General features: G+C 67.9%; 13 protein-coding genes. 7 read left to right on the top strand and 6 right to left on the bottom strand.

Annotated features, from left to right (window positions below):
* The first annotated feature begins 133 nt into the window (after positions 1-133).
* Entirely contained in the window at positions 134-3,670 is a 3,537-nt protein-coding gene (locus NS1_RS30985) for a serine/threonine-protein kinase (RefSeq protein ID WP_062990202.1), read from the top strand.
* 122 nt (positions 3,671-3,792) lie between these two features.
* On the opposite strand, the gene NS1_RS30980 is transcribed toward NS1_RS30985, so the two are convergent.
* Both NS1_RS30980 and NS1_RS30975 read right to left on the bottom strand, forming a co-directional pair.
* A complete protein-coding gene (locus tag NS1_RS30980) occupies positions 3,793-5,109 on the bottom strand; it encodes a class I SAM-dependent methyltransferase (protein ID WP_062990200.1) in 1,317 nt (438 codons plus the stop codon).
* Positions 5,106-6,548, bottom strand: coding sequence for an FAD-binding oxidoreductase (locus NS1_RS30975; RefSeq protein ID WP_084504669.1), 1,443 nt, complete (start codon positions 6,546-6,548; stop codon positions 5,106-5,108). The genes NS1_RS30980 and NS1_RS30975 overlap by 4 nt, the downstream gene beginning before the upstream one ends.
* 179 nt (positions 6,549-6,727) lie before the next feature.
* Here NS1_RS30975 and NS1_RS30970 point away from each other — a divergent pair, with 179 nt between their 5' ends.
* Positions 6,728-7,162, top strand: a complete 435-nt coding sequence (locus NS1_RS30970) for an SRPBCC family protein (RefSeq protein ID WP_056822013.1) — start codon at positions 6,728-6,730, stop codon at positions 7,160-7,162.
* A gap of 14 nt (positions 7,163-7,176) precedes the next feature.
* Here NS1_RS30970 and NS1_RS30965 read toward each other — a convergent pair whose 3' ends face one another.
* From NS1_RS30965 to NS1_RS30955, 3 genes are read right to left on the bottom strand one after another with little or no spacing between them, the layout of a single operon-like run.
* Positions 7,177-7,527 carry a VOC family protein gene (locus NS1_RS30965; RefSeq protein WP_056822010.1) on the bottom strand — a complete coding sequence of 117 codons (351 nt, stop codon included), beginning with the start codon at positions 7,525-7,527 and terminating at the stop codon, positions 7,177-7,179.
* A complete protein-coding gene (locus tag NS1_RS30960) occupies positions 7,527-8,354 on the bottom strand; it encodes a MerR family transcriptional regulator (RefSeq protein WP_062990196.1) in 828 nt (275 codons plus the stop codon). Before NS1_RS30960 ends, NS1_RS30965 begins: the two co-directional genes overlap by 1 nt.
* Positions 8,355-8,398: 44 nt before the next feature.
* On the bottom strand, positions 8,399-8,974 hold the full coding sequence (locus NS1_RS30955; RefSeq protein ID WP_062990194.1) for a hypothetical protein: 576 nt from the start codon (positions 8,972-8,974) through the stop codon (positions 8,399-8,401).
* Between the two features lie 271 nt (positions 8,975-9,245).
* Between NS1_RS30955 and NS1_RS30950 the strand changes: the two genes are divergently transcribed.
* Positions 9,246-9,590: a YbaB/EbfC family nucleoid-associated protein gene (locus NS1_RS30950; protein ID WP_082843781.1), complete on the top strand. Its 345-nt coding sequence runs from the start codon at positions 9,246-9,248 to the stop codon at positions 9,588-9,590.
* Positions 9,590-10,198 carry a recombination mediator RecR gene (gene recR, locus NS1_RS30945; protein ID WP_056822003.1) on the top strand — a complete coding sequence of 203 codons (609 nt, stop codon included), beginning with the start codon at positions 9,590-9,592 and terminating at the stop codon, positions 10,196-10,198. Before NS1_RS30950 ends, recR begins: the two co-directional genes overlap by 1 nt.
* A 12-nt stretch (positions 10,199-10,210) precedes the next feature.
* Here the strand turns inward: recR and NS1_RS30940 are convergent, their stop codons facing one another.
* Positions 10,211-10,852 (bottom strand): hypothetical protein, encoded by a 642-nt coding sequence (locus NS1_RS30940; protein WP_062990192.1) that lies wholly within the window; start codon positions 10,850-10,852, stop codon positions 10,211-10,213.
* Between the two features lie 131 nt (positions 10,853-10,983).
* On the opposite strand from NS1_RS30940, the gene NS1_RS41940 reads away from it, so the two are divergent.
* Genes NS1_RS41940 through NS1_RS30925 form a run of 3 tightly spaced genes read left to right on the top strand, consistent with a single transcriptional unit; the run spans position 10,984 to position 19,144 of the window.
* The gene (locus NS1_RS41940) at positions 10,984-15,084 is read left to right on the top strand and encodes a transglutaminase family protein (RefSeq protein WP_062990190.1); all 4,101 of its coding nucleotides are present in this window, start codon (positions 10,984-10,986) and stop codon (positions 15,082-15,084) included.
* A 41-nt stretch (positions 15,085-15,125) separates the two neighbouring features.
* Positions 15,126-18,251, top strand: a complete 3,126-nt coding sequence (locus NS1_RS30930; protein WP_062990188.1) for a circularly permuted type 2 ATP-grasp protein — start codon at positions 15,126-15,128, stop codon at positions 18,249-18,251.
* Positions 18,248-19,144, top strand: coding sequence for a transglutaminase family protein (locus NS1_RS30925; protein ID WP_062990186.1), 897 nt, complete (start codon positions 18,248-18,250; stop codon positions 19,142-19,144). The genes NS1_RS30930 and NS1_RS30925 overlap by 4 nt, the downstream gene beginning before the upstream one ends.
* Positions 19,145-19,146 lie beyond the last annotated feature (2 nt).

Raw genomic sequence — 19,146 nt, 5'->3', positions numbered from 1 at the left:
CCGTTGCCGCCACAGCGTCGAATCTCCACCCGATAGATGCCGGATCGCGCTAGCTTGGATATGTGCGGTGATGCCGGTGACGGCCCGCATACCGACCGAAACGCCGGTGACGCCGATGGTGAGAGGTGGTCACATGGATCCGGAGCAGACGCGTATGCAGCGCGGGCCTGCCGAGGCGGCGCCGGTGGGGCTGAATACGCAGCGGACGATGGCGCCGGGGGTGCCCGACGAAGCCGTGATCGCGGAACTCGATGCCATGGGGCTCACGGGCGCCAAGGAGATCGGGCGCGGCGGGTTCGGTGTGGTGTACCGGGCATTGCAGCCGGCGCTGGATCGTGTGGTCGCGGTGAAGGTGCTGTCCTCGGAGATCGACGTGGAGAGCCGGGAGCGGTTCCTGCGCGAGGAACAGGCGATGGGCAGGCTGTCCGGTCACCCGAATATCGTCGACATCCTGCAGGTGGACGTGACCGAGACCGGGCTGCCGCTGATCGTGATGCCGTACTGCTCGCGTGGCTCACTCGAACGGCTCATCCACGATCGCGGCCCGCTGACCTGGTCGGATACCCTGCGGGCCGGGGTGAAGCTGGCGGCGGCGATCGAGTCGGCGCATCGGGCGGGCATCCTGCACCGGGATGTGAAACCGGCGAACGTGCTGATCAGCGGCTACGGCGAACCGCAACTCACCGACTTCGGCATCGCCCGCATCCCCGGCGGCTTCCAGACGTCGAGCAGCCTGATCACCGGCTCGCCCGCGTTCACCGCGCCGGAGGTACTCAAAGGCAATGAACCGACCGTTCGGTCGGATATCTACGGTCTCGGCGCGACCCTGTTCGCCCTGCTCACCGGCCACGCCGCGTTCGAACGCCACGCGGGGGAGAAGGTGGTCGCCCAGTTCCTGCGCATCACCACCCAGGACGTTCCCGACCTGCGTGCCCAGGACATCCCCGGTGACGTGGCGGAAGTGATCGAACGCGCCATGTCCCCCGAGCCCGCCGACCGTCCGGCCTCGGCCTACGAGTTCGGCGAGATGCTGCGCGAAGTCCAGCGCGCACACGGCCAGATGCCGGACGAAATGGCGTTGCTCGACTCCGAGGAGACCACCGACGACGCCCCGGAGGTTCTGAAGTCGGTCACCGGCCGCCGCAGCTGGCCGCTGACCCTGCAGCCCGCGGGCGCCTCGGTACCCATGCCGAGCTCGACGACCGGCACCTTTCCGCCGACCGCCGCCACCAAATTCCGCCCGCCCACGCCCGCGCGCGAGCCCTTCCCCCGCCAGCGCCTGCTCGACGTGCTGCGTGAGGGCGGCGCGCGCCGACTCGCCCTGATCCACGCGCCCGCCGGTTTCGGCAAGAGCACCATCGCCACGCAGTGGCGCGCGGACCTGGCCACCCGCGATATCCCGGTGGCGTGGCTCGGCGTCGACCAGGACGACGACAGCGAGATCTGGTTCCTGGCCCATCTCATCCATGCCATCCGCCGCGTGCGCCCCGATGTCGGCGCGGGCCTGGAACAGGTGCTGGAGGAGCGTCCCGCCGACGCCGTCGCCTACGTGATCGCCACGCTGATCGATGAGATCCACGCCAGCGGGCAACCGGTGGTCGTGGTGGTCGACGACTGGCACCGGGTGCGCGACCCCGGCGTGCAACGAGCGATGGCGACGTTGCTCGACAACGGCTGCCACCACGTGCGGTTCGTCATCACCAGTCGCGATCAGTCCGGCCTGCCGATCAGCAGGTTGCGGGTGCGCGACGAACTGGTGGAGCTGGACGCCGCCGCCTTGCGGCTCACCGAATCGGAGACTCGTCAGATCCTGGTGGAACGCAACGGTTTCGCGCTCACCGACGAGCAGGTCGAGCAGATCCACCTCGCGACCGACGGCTGGCCCGCCGCGATCCAGTTGGTGAGCCTGACGCTGCGCGGTAAGGCCGACCCGACGCAGCTGCTCGCCTCGCTCGCCGAGGGCGGGCACGGGATGCGGGAGTACCTGGCCGAGAACGTGCTCGACGCGCTGGCGCCGGAGCAACTGGAGTTCCTGATGGCGATCTCGGTGGTCGAGCGGGTGAACGGCTCCCTGGCCGGGGTGCTCGCTGACGTCGCCGACGGCGCCGCGATGCTGGCCCAGGCCGAGCAGCGTGAACTCTTCCTGCATCGGATCCAGCACGATCCTGAGTGGTATCGCATGCAACCGCTGTTCGCCGAGCATCTACGTGCCCGGCTCGATCGCGAACATCCCGGGCGTTCGAAAACACTGCACCGCAAGGCTGCTCGCTGGTACGCCGAGCATCAGCTGCTGCGCAAGTCGGTGGATCACGCACTGGCGGCGACCGATCTCAAACTCGCCGCCGACCTGCTCGAGAGCGGCGGCATGGACCTGATCGACGGGTCCCGGCTGGGCACCCTGCTCGGCACTGTCTCGAAACTGCCTGTGCAGCAGGTGACGTCGCGGTCGAAGCTGTTGATGGCGGTGGCGAGGGCGAATATGAACATGCAGCAGACCGGGACCGCCCGCAGCGCGCTCGGCAGGCTCTCGAACCTGCTGGCCCGCAGCGCGCCCGGTGCGCCGGAACTGACCGAACAGCGGTGTGTGGCAACGGTGCTAGACGCCGCCGATCGGGTGGCACACGATGACATCGCCGAGGTGGCCGACAGCCTGGCCGGCATTCTGAAAGAGCCCGGCGACCTGCCCGCCTGGACGGTGTCGACCGCCGCCAATCTGATGTCGTTCGTTCGGCTGTGCGAGTTCGACTTCGACGCGGTGACCGACCTACAGAATTGGGCAGCCGACTATCACTCCCAGTCGAAGGACCCGCTCGGTCCGGTCTTCGGTCTCTGCGCGTTGGGCGACGCCGCCTACGAGCAACTCGACATCGCCGCCGCTACCACCGCTTTCGAGCAGGCCTACGAGGCTGCCCGAACCAGGGCGGGTCCGCGCTCGGACGCCGCACGCATCGCGGCCGCGCTGCTCGGCGATCTGGCCTATCGCCGAGGCGATCTGACACTGGCTGATCGGCTCCTCGACGAGAGCCACGAGCTGGTCACCCGGGTCGGTCCCGTCGACTTCCTGATCGCGACCTTCGTGACCGGGGCCAGGGTGAAGGCCGCGCTCGGCGACCAGTACACGGCCTCGGCGCGCCTCGACGAAGGCGCGCGAGTGGCCACGGAGAACGGGTTGGCCCGCCTGGACGCCCAGGTGCGGGCCGAACGGTCCAGGCTCGGATTCCCCGCCGGCGACGACGGCTTCGTTCCCGACACCTCCGGCAACGGCGCGCGGCGCAAGAAGGGCGCCGCCGCGCTGATCACCGAGGCGCGCGCCATCGCCGATATCCGGATCCTGCTGGCCGAACAACGGCTGCGCGCCGATGATCGCGCCGCACGCCATGCCAGGGTGATCTACGCGAAGACGCTCGAACAAGGCCGTCCCCGCGCGGAATTGGACGCGACCTTGCTACTCGCCGAATGCCTCGCGTCGGCGGGATGGGTCGGGGAAGCGACCGGGCTGGTGCTGCCGGTCCTGCGCACCTGCGCCGAACTGGGCTGGAGCAGACCATTGCTGGACGCGGGCCCGGGGGTGGTCGGCCTGCTGCACGTGTTGCGCACGCAATCCCATGACGGGCAGGACCATCCGATCCTGCAGAACCTGCCCGGTCACTTCCTCGACGAACTTCTGTAATTTTGGCGGCTGGCGCCGCGGTTCTCGGCGCTGAACTTCACCTCTTCCCTCCCTACGGGTACTCCTTCGTCGCACCCTTCGGTCAGTCCATCGGCGAAGGCGCGCCGAGAACACGGCAAACGCTACGGCTGCCACCACGGACGCAACGGGACATCCCAGGCGCCGTTCGAATCGAGCTTCACACCGAGCACATGGTGCAGCTGGATCACATTGCGCTGGAAGCCGAGTCGACAGCCCGCCATGTACAGCCCCCACACCTTCGCGGTGCCCTCGCCGACCTCGGCGACGGCCGCGTCCCAATTGGTGACCAGGTTCTTGCACCATTCGTGCAGCGTCAGCGCGTAGTGCTCGCGCAGGTTCTCCTCGTGCAGCACTTCGAGGCCGACGTTCTGGATATCGGAGATGATGCGGCCCGAACCGATCAGCTCCCCGTCGGGGAAGACGTAGCGGTCGATGAAATCGCCCGCCTTGGTGGTGCGGGTGTTGTCGTGGCGGGTGATGCAGTGATTGAGGAACAGCCCGCCCACCCGCAGCTTGTCCTTGATGTAGCCGAAGTAGAACGGGTAGTTGTGCACGCCGATGTGTTCGGTGAGGCCGATCGAGGAGACGGCGTCGAATTCGCCCTCGGGGATGTCGCGGTAGTCGCTGTGCCTGACCTCGGCAAGCTCGCTCAGACCTTCCTCGGCGATCTTCTGCTGCGCCCAGGCGGCCTGTTCGGCCGACAAGGTCGCCCCGATCACCTGCACGCCGCGGCGTGCCGCGTAGCGGACCATGCCGCCCCAGCCGCAGCCGATGTCGAGCAGCCGGTCGCCTTCCTTCAACCGCAGCTTCTCGAAGATCAGGCGGTACTTGTTCTCCTGTGCCTGCTCGAGCGTCCAGTTCTCGTCGCCGTACACCGCGCAGGTGTAGGTCATCGACGAGCCGAGGACGTACTCATAGAACTTGTTGGAGACGTCGTAATGGTGGTGGATCGCCTCGGCATCGCGAGTCTTGGAGTGGCGCAAGCCTTCCAGTGCGATCCGGCGCCAGCGCGGCAGCGTCTCCTGCGGCGGAGGCGCGATCGGCTTGAGCCGCTCCCAGCCCAGCGATCGGGCGATGGTGACCAGCGACAATGCCGAAGGACGATGGAACTTCATGTCCTGCATGGCTTTCAAGATGTCGTACGGGTCACCGGGATGCACCCCCTCGGCGATCATGTCCCCGGCGATGTAGGCCCGCGCCATCCCGAGGTCGCCGGGGGCGCCCGCCAGGTAGTTGATGCCGCGTGGGGTCTTGATCTCGAGGGTGTACGGCGCGTTCTCCGGGCCGGTCGCGCTGCCGTCGTAGGCGGTCACGCGCACGGGGATCTCGCCGTCTACCAGGCTTTCGACGACCTCGGCGATGTTGAGCCGGGTCCCCAGCTCTGCCAATACCTCGGATCGGTCCTTGAATGTCGTCACTTGCGTTGCACCGCCTTCGAATACAGATTCAGCAGTCGTTGGTCCGGGTCGTAACGGGTCTTCAGTTCGGTATAGGTGTCGCCGCCGTAGAGCTCGGCGAACTCTGCCTCGTCGTAGTAGGAGTCCGAGTAGAGCGATTTGTGTCCGTCGAACGCGGACACGATCTTCTCGATGGCGCGGTTGGCCGCCCCTTCCGGTTGACCTCGCTCGGTCGGCACCGCCGACCAGAATCCGACATTGACGTAGGTGCGCTGTGGCTCGAGCGGATACAGCGGCCACGGACGCGCGCCGTCCGTGGCCGGCGCGTCGTCGAGCGCACGCAAGCGCAATGGGCACAACCAGATCGGCTCGATCGGTATTTCCCGCAGGAACCATTCGACGAAGTCGGCGGTGTGCTGCACCGGTACCTCGATGTCCTGCACGACGCGTTCCTGCGGGGGATTGCCCTTGCGGGCCTGCCTGCGATCATCGATGTGGTACTTGCGATCGAGCGCGACCAGTTTCCAGTAGAAACTGCTGCGGCGCTTCGACTTCGGCCAGAGTCTGCGAATCTTCGGATTCTGGGCGCCGAACGCGCGTGAGCACCAGAACCAGTCGGTGTCCCAGCGCCACAGGTAGTCGTGGATGGTGAGCCGATCGCGCGTCACGCCGTCGGGGTGCTGCAGGGAGCGGTAGAAGATGTCCATACCGGTGTAGTCGCTGACCGGGCCCGGCTCGTCGGTCTGGCGACCCAGAGTGAGATAACTCTCGCCCGCGCTGAACACCACGCCGTCGATGTAGTCGACTTCTTCACCCTCGAAGCGGCGTTCGATGACGATCCGGTCGAGTTCGGCTTCCAGTTCGCGCAGGTCGTGAAAGCGCACGTGCCGCAGTTCCACGAACGGCAGGACGGGTTCGAGCTCGATCTCGAGCCGGACGGAGTAGCCGAGAGTGCCGTAGGAGTTGGGGAAGCCGTGGAACAGGTCGGCGTGCTCGCCGGTGGGCGTCGCGGTGACGATCTCGCCGGATCCGGTCAAAATGTCCATTTCCAGGACGGATTCGTGGGGCAGACCGTTGCGGAACGAGGTCGATTCGATGCCGAGGCCGGTCACCGCGCCGCCCAGGGTGATGGTCTTGAGTTGGGGCACCACCAGCGGTGCCAGCCCGTAGGGGAGGGTGGCCGCCACCAGGTCCTCGTAGGTGGTCATGCCCGCGACGTCGGCCGTGCGGGCCTGCGGGTCCACCGCGATCACCTGCCCGAGGCCGGACACGTCGAGACCGGGCGCGGTGGGTGCCGCCCTGGCCCGGAACAAGTTCGATGTCTTCTTCGCCAGTCTGACCACGGCGCCGGATGGAATGGCGCGATAGCTTTCCAGCAGTCGCTCCACACCCGCCCGATGCGCGGCATATCCGGACTCGCGTGTGGCCGGTTCGTGACCAGCCCTACCCAAAAGACTCACTGCCACCCTTTGACGCTAGTACGACCGTGTCCGCCGGGCCACCGGATACTTGCGTGCCGCGACAAAATGTCACGTATATGTTCCCGCACCGCCCCGACCTGGTCGGGTGAACCGGTCGGGGACAGGGCAGGATGTAACACGGTCGAGATATCGCCACACCCCCCAGCAAGGAGTCAACAGTGGGACAGGTCAGCGCCAGCAGTTCGATCGTCGTCGCCGCGGATCCGCAGCGCACGCTCGCAGCGATCGGCGATTACGAGACGATCCGGCCGCGCATTCTTTCCTCGCACTACCGCGACTACAAGGTTGTCGAAGGCGGCAACGGTGCCGGCACCGTGGTGGAGTGGACGCTGCAGGCCACCGAGAAGCGCTCACGCAACGTGCGCGCGACCGTGACAGTGGCGGATTCGGTGCTCACCGAACGCGACGCCAACTCCACCATGGTCAACACCTGGACCGTCACCCCCGACGGCACCGGCTCGAAGGTCACCGTCGAGACCACCTGGAAGGGTGCGGGCGGCATTTCGGGCATTTTCGAGGGCATCTTCGCCCCGCTCGGCCTGAAGAAGATCCAGGCCGAGGTACTGGGCAACCTCTCGCGCGAACTGGCCTGAGCTCAGTTCACGGGTCAGTCCTTGCCGATGTCGAAGAGGTTTCCTTCGGGGTCGGCGAGGGTGGTCCACTGGATGCCGTACTCGTCGAAATCGCCGATGTGCTTGCCGCCCAGGCTGACTGCGCGTTCGATGTAGTCGGCCCACTCCGCCGTGTGGAAATCCAGGTGGACCACATTTTTGCCAGGGGTCTTGTCGGGGACCTGGATGAACATCAGGATCGGGGCGAGGCCGGCGGATTTGCCGACGGTGGCGAAGAACGGCGATGCCTCCGGGTCGACGGGCACGTCGAGCAGTTGTGCGTAGAACTCGGCCTGGGCGGTGGCGTTGTGGCAGTCCATGGTGATGTTCGCCAGAGCGATGGGCATCAGATTTCTCCTTCGGTGATCGGCCAGCACACCTCGGTGCGGTAGTCGGCCTGGTTATCGGTGGTGTCCGGTCCGACGAGGTAGCGCTCGCGGACCGGTTCGTCCGGCAGCGCGGCGCCGTGCTCGGCGACGTGGCTGCCGAGCGCGCCATAGGTGCGGTCGAAGTCTTCGAACGGGCCGTCGTGGACGGCCACGGCGAAGTGGCGGGCCGGGAATTCGACTACTGCGAAGGCGCCGGTGGGGACCAACTCCGCGCCGGGCGGTAACGGCACGAACGCGGTGACCGCACCGTTGTCGTCGGTGAAGAATTCGTTCGAATATGTCGCTCCCGCAACCCCTCCCGGGTCGACGCCCGAGGCGAGCAGGGTCGTGTACAACTGCTCGAACGCGGTGCCGCACCAGTCGGCGATGGCGATGCGCTCGATCCGGTCGGTGACCGTGAGCGCCGTGAACGCGGGCTCGATCCGGTAGTCGACCTCGATCGGTGATGAGGGTGCGGTGAGCAGGGCACGCAGCGAGACCACCACCTCGCGGGTGCGTTCGAGCGCGGCCTCCATCCTGATCAGGTGCGCCCGCAGCGCGGTGTCCCGCTCGCCGAGATCCGCGGTGGCGAGCACGGTGCGGATCTCCGGGAGCGGCATGTCCAGGTCGCGCAGGCGGCGGATCAGATGGGCCTGCTCCACCTGGTCGGTGGAATATCGGCGATAGCCGGTACCCGCGTCTACCTCGACCGGCTCGAGTAGCTCGATCTCGTGGTAATACCGCAGCGTCTTGACGCTCAGGTGGGTGAGGCGGGCGAACTCTCCGATCGCCACGGTTGCTGTCATGACGTCCAGACAACACCCTCCAGCGGGTGGAGGGTCAACAACGATCAGGCGGGCGTCAGGACGAAAGCGGCGAGCAACGGCCACTCACCCTCACGCCACCACGAATAGCCGAACCAGACGCCCGGGGTGACCTCACGGATCTCGTCGTAGACCTGCGGGGTGGGTGAGGGCGCGTAGTTCAGCGCCCAGGTGGGGGCGCCGTCGAGGATCGACGGTGCTCGATAGACATCGGCCGGGAACGCCTCGATCCCGGCGCCGGTGACCCGGTTGGTCAGTGTGCCGCCGTCGGGCCCGGTGCGGAACACTTTGCCGATCCACAGCGCCGGTGCGGCCGCTCCGAGTTGCGGCGGGCGGGTCACCCAGCCGTTGGTGACGCCGTTGGCCACCGCGCCCGCCTGTGCGTCCCGGTAGATCTGGTCCTGCTGGGTGACACTGCAGCGAAAGCGCAGCGAATCAACGGTCGCCGCCCGATTGCCAGGGTCGAGAACGCAGCCGTTGCCGTAGTTCTTGATGTCGGTTCCGGAATCGGCCGATGCGGCCGTGGGTGCAAGAAGAAGCAGGCTAGCGACAGATGCGAACACGGCTGATATCGATGCCAGGCGCGCACAGGATGCATTCATCTGATCTCCTAGAGATTGCTGAATCATTGCCCGAGCTTGCATGATCGTATGCGCGATTCCCCGGCGGAGCCATCGTTTCAGTGACCGTTTCCCACGACTAAACTGGCAACCGCACGCGGCCATGCCCCGCACCCGACGTACCCCACGGTTTTCGGCCGCCTCGCACCCGAGGGGCGAGACGGAACGCCGAAGGCGCAGTATCGTCCCTCGGGTGCGAGGCCCCCAGGGCCGAAAACCCCGCGGCGCCAGCCGCCGAAAATACAGGAGCGTTGTGCAACCCGGTGATGGTCAGTTCGATATGCAGGCACTGCTCGCCCAGGCTCAGCAGATGCAGCAGGCAGTGATGCAGGCGCAGGCCGAGCTCGCCGAGACCGAGGTGGCCGGTCAGGCCGGTGGCGGTCTGGTGCAGGCCACGATCAAGGTCAGCGGCGAGGTGATCGCACTGACGATCGACCCGAAGGTGGTCGATCCGGACGATGTCGACGGACTGCAGGACCTGGTGATCGGCGCGATCAACGACGCGATGGCCAATGCGCAGCAGCTCGCGGCCGAGCGCCTCGGCCCGCTGTCACAGGGCCTCGGCGGCGGTTCGATGCCCGGTCTGCCCGACTTCTGATGTATGAGGGGCCGGTTCAGGATCTGATCGACGAGCTGGGCAAACTGCCCGGCGTCGGTCCGAAGAGCGCACAGCGCATCGCTTTTCATCTACTGCAAGTGGAGCCGCCGGATATCGACCGTCTGCAGGCCGCCCTGCAGAAGGTGCGCGACGGCGTCCAGTTCTGCGTCTCGTGCGGCACCGTCGCCGATGGTGAGCTGTGCCGGATCTGTGCCGACCCACGCCGCGACCGCACCATGATCTGTGTGGTCGAGGAACCCAAGGATGTGCAGGCCATCGAGCGCACCCGCGAGTTCCGTGGTCGCTACCACGTGCTCGGCGGTGCGCTCGATCCGCTCAGCGGCGTGGGGCCCGATCAGTTGCGGATCAGGGAGTTGCTGACCCGCATCGGCAATCAGGAAGACGGCATCGATGTGAGCGAGGTGATCATCGCGACCGACCCGAATACCGAGGGCGAGGCGACGGCCACCTATCTCGTGCGGATGCTGCGCGATTTCCCCGGACTCACCGTCACCCGGTTGGCCTCCGGGCTGCCGATGGGCGGCGATTTGGAATTCGCCGACGAATTGACCCTCGGCCGGGCGCTTTCCGGCAGGCGGACGTTGTAGGACCGACGAGGATCAGAGCTCGACGCGGGTCCAGGTGACGCCCTCGCTGGTGGCGGGCTTACCGTTGGCCCACTCCCAGATGATGCGGGCGACCTCCGCCGGGTCGTCGAGGGTCGTGCCGAAATGTCGGTCGGGGGCGCCGTCGCGGTATTCGAGGGTGTAGGGGCCGCTCGCGTCGCGGTAGGTCTGGATGTAGCGCTGTTCGCCCTGCTCGACGATGAGGTACGGGTTGGGGGCGGCGAGCCCGGCGACCCACTGATGCGCCAATTCCTCGGTGATATAGGGGAATTCGCCCGCGCCGCCGTGCGTGACATTGATCGCGATGTGGTCGGCCGGGTCGATGATCCAGGTCAGCTGCGGATCGTAGACGGCGTAGCCGCGCGGGGTGGCGAGGTCGAAGAGCAGGTTGCGGACGAAGCCGATGGCGTCGTACGGCGAGGGGATGTAGAGCGTGTCGCCGCTGGGGCCGCCGACGGATTCGACGCTGAGGAACGAGTCGTCCACCGGCAGTTCGGCGTTGCGCGCGTTCAACTCGGCCGCGATCTCGGCGATCGGTTCGGACTCGGTCAAGCCTTCCTGGGCGGCCAGGTAGGCGTCGATTTCGTCGACAGAGCTGGCGACGCCGGACGGCAGCAGGATGTGGTCGTAGCTCACGCTGTCACTCTAGCGGCTGGCACCGCGGGTCTCGGTCGGCTATTACCGCGGTGTTTCGAAAGGGGGGCCGGTCGGGAAACTCCGGTTTCGTCGGCCCGCGCGGTGCCGGGGGTATGTGGTCAACTTGGTGAATGGGCATCAAGGTGTCACTCGAGCACCGCACGGCATATTCCTTCGATCGTCTCGTCGAGGTGCATCCGCATGAAGTGCGGTTGCGCCCCGCACCGCATTCGCGCACACCGATCGAGGCGTATTCGCTCGAGGTGTCACCGGCCGAGCACTTCGTCAACTGGCAGCAGGACGCGTTCGGCAATTTCGTTGCGCGCCTGGTGTTTCCGAATCCGACGAAGGAGTTGTCGATCACCGTCGGATTGATCGCCGACCTCGAGGTGGTCAACCCGTTCGACTTCTTCATCGAGGACTACGCCGAGTTCTTCCCGTTCGAGTACGACACCGCACTCGCCGAGGATCTCGGGCCCTATCTGCGGCGCGTCGACGAGGCGGAGCCGGGCAGCGGGCCGGGGAAGTTGCTGCGCGACTGGGCGCAGGCGCACCGCCCGCAGGGCCCGACTCGTGCCATCGACTACCTCGTCGAACTCAACTACGCGCTGCGCAACGCCGTCGACTACACGGTGCGCATGGAGGCGGGTGTGCAGACGCCCGACCACACGCTGCGCACCGCGCTCGGATCCTGCCGTGACTCGGCCTGGTTGCTGGTCGGTGTGCTGCGTGAGCTGGGATTGGCCGCCCGTTTCGTGTCCGGCTACCTGGTCCAGCTCACCTCCGACGTGCCGTCGCTGGACGGTCCGTCCGGCCCGACCGCGGACTTCACCGACCTGCACGCCTGGACCGAGGTGTATCTGCCCGGCGCTGGCTGGGTCGGGATGGATCCCACCTCCGGCCTGTTCGCGGGTGAAGGCCACATTCCGCTCGCCGCCACCCCGCATCCCGGGGCCGCCGCCCCGATCACCGGCGCGACCGGGATCACCGAGGCCACCCTCGACTTCAGCAATGTGGTTCGCCGGATCCACGAGGACCCGCGAGTCACGCTGCCCTACACCGATTCTCAGTGGGAACGCATCGTCGCCTCCGGCGCCGCGATCGACGCCCGGATGGCGGGGGCCGACGTGGGCCTCACGATGGGCGGTGAGCCGACCTTCGTCTCCATCGATGACCAGGTCAGCGCTCAGTGGACCACCGACGCCGACGGTAGGCACAAACGTGAGCGCGCCGTCGACCTCGCCGACCGCCTCCGCTCGATCTACGCGCCGACCGGCATCGTGCAGTACCGGCAGGGCAAGTGGTATCCCGGAGAACCGTTGCCCCGCTGGGAGATCGCGATCGCCTGGCGGGCCGATGGCGTGCCGATCTGGCAGCGGCAGGACCTGCTCACCGATCCGTGGACGCCGGTTTCGCGGCAGACACCGGCCCCGCGGGGTGCCACCGAAACGGCGGGGGCCACCCCCTCGAATGGATACGCACCGGCCGGTGCCGAGGTCGCGACCGCCGTGGTCGCGCTCGGCCTGGCGGACGAGTCCGGCCCGATCGCGGCCGATGACGTGCCCGCGTCGGTCGACGCGGTATCGGTGCTCGATGAGCGCCCGCCCACGGTCGTCCCTGTCGACATGGTCCCGGTCCTCGACCCGCGTCGTCGGGTCGGTGGTGACGAAGTCGCTGCCGCGGTCGTCGCGCTCGGCCTCGCCGACGATGACGACTTCCGACGCGACGGCGAGATGAGCGGTGCCGATCTGGTCGACGATGCCGATGCGGGCGATCTCGCGCAGGACGCAGAACCTGCCGTCGAGGTCGAGGGTCTCGAAGAGGTGGAGTCCGGCGACGGACCGGTGCTGATCGACGAGCCCGTCGAGTTGGTCGCCGCCGAGCATCGCCGCACCGCGGAGAGCCAGCAGGCCTGCGCCGACGCCGGTGGCAGTGATCGCCCGGTGACGAAGGCCGAGGTGTCGAAGCGGGAAGCGAAGGCGTCGGCCGAGGCCGCCGAGAAGGCCGCGGACGAACTGCGAAGGATCCTGGGGATAAAGAAAGTTCGCGGCAAGAAGGACAGGAGATCCGGGAGTGCGCCGCAGACGGCCCACCCGCACATCCAGCTGACCCGCTCCCAGCCGAGCAACTCGGCCGCCGGGGTGATCCACGACCGGGTGCCCGCCGCCGAGATCGGTGCGGCCAAGGCCTTGATCGCCGAGATCGCGGGCACCCTCGGCTTGCCCGATGCGCAGGTGCGGCCCGCGTTCGAGGATCCGTTGGCGCGCTTGGCGGCGACAGTGAGCGCGCCGTACGGCGATCCGCCGCCCGCCGATATCGACCCGACCGAGGACTCGCCCGAGGTGCGGCGGGTATTGCTCGAGAGTTTGGAGGAGTCGGTCGATCAGCCGTCGGCGTATGTGCTGCCGATTCACCGGCGGGCCGACGGGGCGGGCTGGGCCAGTGCCGACTGGCAGCTGCGTCGTGGACGGGCCGAGGGCGGTCGCGGTCGGATCGTGTTGGCCGATGGCGATTCGCCTGCCGGACTGCGTCTTCCGATCGGGTCGGTGTCCTGGCACGCACCGCCGATCCTGCCCGACAGCGACCCGCTCTACCAGCAACCGCTGCGCGCGGAACGGGTCGAGCCGCCCGCCGCGGTGGAGTCCGCCGATTTCACGCCGACGACCGCACTTGTCGCCGAGGTCAGGCAGGGGCGGCTGCATGTGTTCCTGCCGCCGGTCACCGAGCTCGACGACTTCCTCGATCTGATCGCCAAGGTCGAGGCGGCGGCGGTGGCGATCGGGCAGCCGGTGGTGCTCGAGGGCTACGCGCCGCCGAGTGACGCTCGGCTGCAGACGTTCTCGGTGACGCCCGACCCCGGCGTGATCGAGGTGAACATCATGCCGACCAGCTCGTTCGCCGAGCAGGCCGAGGTGCTCAACACCCTGTACGAGCAGGCCAGGCTCGCCCGGCTGAGCACGGAATCCTTCGACGTGGACGGCACGCACGGCGGTACCGGCGGCGGCAACCACATCACCCTCGGTGGGGTCACCCCGGCGCGTTCGCCGATGCTGCGCCGCCCCGACCTGCTGGTCTCCATGCTCACCTACTGGCAGCGTCATCCCGCGCTGTCGTACCTGTTCGCGGGTCGGTTCGTCGGCCCGACCTCGCAGGCGCCCCGCGCGGACGAGGGTCGTGAAGGCGCGCTCTACGAACTCGAGATCGCCTTCGCCGAGGTCGCCCGGCTCACCGCCGAGCAAGCCCCCGGTCCGACGCCCTACGAAATCCAGTCGGCCCCTTGGCATATCGACCGCGCGCTGCGGCATCTGCTCACCGATCTCACCGGCAACACCCACCGCGCCGAGTTCTGCATCGACAAGCTGTACAGCCCCGACTCGGCCCGCGGTCGACTCGGACTGCTGGAGCTGCGCGGCTTCGAGATGCCGCCGCATTTCCAGATGGCGATGGTGCAGTCGCTGCTGGTGCGCGGCCTGGTCGCGATGTTCTGGGACAAGCCGCTGCGCGCGCCGCTGATCCGCCACGGGTCCAACCTGCACGGTCGCTATCTGCTGCCGCACTTCCTGATGAACGACATCGCCGAGGTGGCCGCCGACCTGCGCGCGGCGGGCGTCGACTTCGACACCGCCTGGCTCGACCCGTTCACCGAGTTCCGCTTCCCCCGCATCGGCACCGCCATGATCGGTGAGGCGGAGCTGGAACTGCGCGGCGCGATCGAACCGTGGCTCACCCTCGGCGAACAGACCACCGGCCAGGGCACCGCTCGCTACGTCGACTCCTCGGTGGAACGGTTGCAGGTGCGGTTGGTCGGCGCCGACCGCGGCCGCTACGTCCTGACCTGCAACGGCATGCCGGTACCACTGCTGGCCACCGACAAATCCGACGTGCAGGTAGCGGGCGTGCGCTACCGCGCCTGGCAGCCGCCGAACTCCCTGCACCCCTCGATCACCGTCGACGCGCCCCTGGTGTTCGACCTGGTCGACGTCGCGACGGGTATCTCCCGCGGCGGCTGCACCTACCACGTCGTGCACCCCGGCGGCCGGGCCTACGACGACGCACCGGTCAACGCGGTCGCGGCCCAGTCACGCCGAAATCGCCGTTTCGAGGCCGCCGGCCATACGGTGAACCCGATGGATCCCGCCGAACTCCGTGCGAAGATCTCGGCACAGTCGACCGATGTCGGAGCACCAGGCATCCTTGACCTACGCCGCGCACGAACCGTGTGGGGTACATAGTCGGTCATTTGGCGCCAGCCGCAATCAACACAGGAGGCTCGGTGGCTCAGCGCGACGAAGCGCAACGGGGCGGGAATCGGCAGGGATCGGGCGTACGCGCTCAGGTTGCCGAGCAGTTCGCGCGGTATCGGGTTGAAAGCTCGGCGGGTTCGCGCTTCGACGAGTGCGGCAGGCCGACCACGGGCTATTACGACGAGTTGGTCGACGGGCGCGGGCGGGTGCGGTCGATGTGGTCGGAGCTGTCCGCCGACTTCATCGATCAGGGGATCGGCGGGATCGATCGGATCGATCACCGGGTACGCAGACAGATCGAGGACGACGGCGTCACCTACACCGAGGTCGGTCTCGGCGGCGAGGACGACACCGCGATACCGCAACCGTGGCGCCTCGATCCGATTCCGCTGCTGGTCTCCGCCGAGGACTGGACCCGCCTGGAAACCGGGCTGGTGCAGCGCTCGCTGGTGCTCGACGAGGTGCTCACCGATGTGTACGGCCCGCGCCGACTGCTGAGCTCGGGTCTGCTGCCGCCGGAGGTGGTGTTCGGCAATACCGGGTATGTGCGGGCCGCGCACGGCATCACGATCCCCGGCACCCACCAACTGTTCCTGCATGCCTGTGACATCAGCCGTTGGAGTGACGGGCAGTTCCGGGTGCTGGCCGACTGGGCGCAGGCTCCTTCGGGCGCCGGCTACGCCTTGGCCGACCGGCGCGTGGTGGCCTCGGCGATCCCCGAGGCTTTCGAGCACGCGGGGCCGCGTCCGCTCAGCCCGTTCGCCAGGGCCATGCGGTTGATGCTCGAGGAGGCGGCGCCCGAGCTGGCCGACGAGGAAGAGCCGGTCGTCGTCGTGCTCAGCCCGGGTTCGCATTCCGAAACCGCTTTCGACCAGGCATATCTCGCGCAGATGCTCGGTTTTCCACTGGTCGAGAGCTCCGACCTGGTGGTGCGCGACGGCGCGTTGTGGATGCGCTCGCTCGGCAGCTTGGAACGGGTCGATGTGGTGCTGCGGCGCGTCGACGCCGAGTTCTCCGACCCGCTGGATCTGCGACCCGATTCGCGGCTGGGTGTGGTGGGTCTGGTCGAGGTGCTGCGCCGCGGAGCGGTGACGGTGGTGAACACCCTCGGCAGCGGGCTGCTGGAATCGCCCGCGCTGAGCCCGTTCCTGCCGCGCATCGCCCGCTCGGTGCTCGGCGAGGATCTGTTGCTCGACGCGACCCCCACGTACTGGGGTGGCGACGACACCGAACGCGCGCACCTGGTGTCGCACGTCGGTGATCTGGTGCTGCGCTCCGCCGTCGACGGCTCCACGATCTTCGGACCGAGCCTGTCGGCGGCCGAACGCGCCGACCTCGCCGCCCGGATCGAGGTCGAACGGTGGAAGTGGGTGGGGCAGGAACCCGCCGAGTTCTCGGTCGCGCCCGCGGTCGACGGCCCGGCGGGGTTGGCGCCCGCGCCGGTGGGCATGCGGTTGTTCTCGCTGGCCAGGCGGGGCGGCTATACGGCGATGTCGGGTGGACTCGGCCAGCAGCGCATGCGGCTCGAACCGACCCGCAGCGTGATCAAGGTCGCCGCCAAGGACGTGTGGGTGCGCGCGGCCCCGGCCACCGTGCCCGCGGTGGGTTCGGAAGCGCCGCCAGAGGAGCGGTCGCGCAGGGCGGTGCCGGTCGTCGAGGCGATCAGTTCACCGCGTGTGCTCAACGACCTGTTCTGGATGGGCCGCTACAGCGAACGCGCCGAGTCGGTGGTGCGCTTGCTCGCCGCCACCCATGACGTCTATCGGGACTACCGCTACCGCCCCTGGCTGGACGGCGCCGAAGCCTTGCCGATCCTCATGCGCGCCCTGTCGATCACCACGGGCACCGTCGCTCCGCAGTCGGTGCTGCCCGACGGAATCGGTCAGCTGACAGCGGTGCGGTCCCAAGATGACGCTGCCGCGAAGGTTTCGAATTCCGCTGCTGAGCAGGATGATTCGGCAGGTGTCGAAGAACCCGCTCGCGACACCCCGTCATCGAGCGACGAAGAAGCAACGGGCGCGGTGCGTCACGACGCTCCGTCCGAGCCGAAGGCAGCACAGTCGGCGGTGCAGAGCCAGAGCGCCGGACAGGATCAATCCACAGCTGGCGAGCCGGAACCCGATTCCGGGGTCGATGAGGCGGAGGCGCCTTGGGAGCGGGCAGGAACCAGTGCGCTGGCGCGCGCGTTGCGCACCACCGGCGTCACGCCCGAACGTGGTCCGGAGCCGGTTCCCGAGCCCGAGCCCGAGCCGGTTCTCGCTCGGTCGCGGCAGGCGCAGGGCCAGTTCACCCATCGCCCGATGGATTCCAGTGGTCAAGAGGGTGTCGCCGCGCGACGTGCGGTGGCGGGGGCTTCGGCCGAGGGCTTCCAGTATCTGGCTTCGGTGACCGGGGATCGTGAGCTGGCCGGGTCGTTGTCGTACGCGGTGGATCACTACGGGTCCGCCGCGCGGGCGGTGCGCGATCAGCTCTCCGGTGACACCTGGATGATCGTCGGTGCTGTCGATCGCGCGCTGGCCGAATTCCGCAGTGCCAGTACCGACCAGGAGACGGCGCTGTCGGCGGTGCATTCGCTGACGCTGGCGGCGTTGCTGTCGCTGTCGGGGATCGGGGCCGAGTCGATGGTGCGCGACACCGGCTGGTACGTCATGGACATCGGCAAACGGATCGAGCGTGGGCTCGCCGTGACGTCGCTGATCAATGCCGCTCTGGGGCAGCGGAGTTCGGCCGAGGCGCAAGGAGTGGTCGCCGAGGCCGTGCTCACCGCGACCGAGTCGGCGGTGAGTTACCGTCGCCGCCATCGTGGTGCGCCGCGCGTTGCAGCGCTGGCGGGATTGTTGCTGTTCGATGCGGGCAATCCGCGTTCGCTGATCTATCAGCTCGACCGTCTCGAGGCCGATTTCCAGGCACTGCCGGGCGGTTCCGGCGTCTCGCGCCCGCAGCGGCTGCTCGCCGATGCTCAGCGCATGCTGCGCCGGGTCGACCCGGCCGACCTGGAGAACACCGATGACGACGGCGTACGGACCGAGCTGGTGGAACTGCTGGAGGGGGTGCACTTGCGACTGCGCAAGCTGGCCGAATCGTTCGAAACCACCAAACTCGCTGTCCCGGCGGGCATCCAGCCCCTCTGGGGTAACACCAGGATGGTCGGATGACCCGGCGATACATGGTGGTGCACCGCACCACCTACAGCTACTCCGACGAGGTGACCAGCTCCTACGGTCGCGCGTACCTCACCCCGCGCGAGTACCCGGGCCAGCGCTTGCTCGAGCACGAGATCTACATCGACCCCGTCCCCTCGGACCGCTCGGTGGGCACCGACGTCTACGGCAACACCACGACGTATTTCCACGTGACCTCCGAGCATCGCAATCTCGAAGTCACCGGTGAGTCCCTGGTCGATGTCGACGGCGAACACCCGGGGAGCATGCCGGGCGTCGATATGCCGTGGGAGGCGGCACGTCCGAGCACCGACACCGGACCGCTCGCCGTCGAGTTCACCCTCGACCTGCTCCCACCCGAGATCACCCCCGACGTGATCGTCTACGCGGCGGAGAGTTTCCCGCCGGGCAGGTCGCTGCTCGAAGCCGTTACCGAGCTGAACACGCGCATCCACAACGACTTCCAGTACCGCTCGGGCTCCACCACGGTGAGCACCAGCGTGGCCGACGTGTTCGCCGCCCGCGAAGGTGTCTGCCAGGACTTCGCCCGGATCGGCGCGGCCTGCCTGCGCTCGCAGGGCCTGGCCGCCCGCTACGTCTCCGGCTACCTCGCCACCGACCCGCCTCCGGGTAAGGAGCGCATGGTCGGCGTGGATGCCACGCACGCCTGGGCGGCGGTGTGGTTGCCCGGTACCGACGACACCGATCGCACCGGCCGCTGGATCGCCTTCGACCCCACCAACGACCAGTTCGCCGACGAGCGGTACGTGACGGTGGCGTGGGGCCGCGATTACCAGGACGTTCCGCCGCTGCGTGGCATCATCTACACCGATGCCAAGCAGTCCACAATCAAGGTGTCGGTCGATGTAGCTCCGGTGGAGGTGTAGTC

Origin of the sequence: Nocardia salmonicida NBRC 13393 (assembly GCF_001613085.1) — a bacterium.
In the GTDB taxonomy this organism is placed as follows: domain Bacteria; phylum Actinomycetota; class Actinomycetes; order Mycobacteriales; family Mycobacteriaceae; genus Nocardia; species Nocardia salmonicida.
The sequence above is the reverse complement of the archived record's forward strand: the minus strand, read 5'-3'. Positions and strand labels throughout refer to the sequence as shown.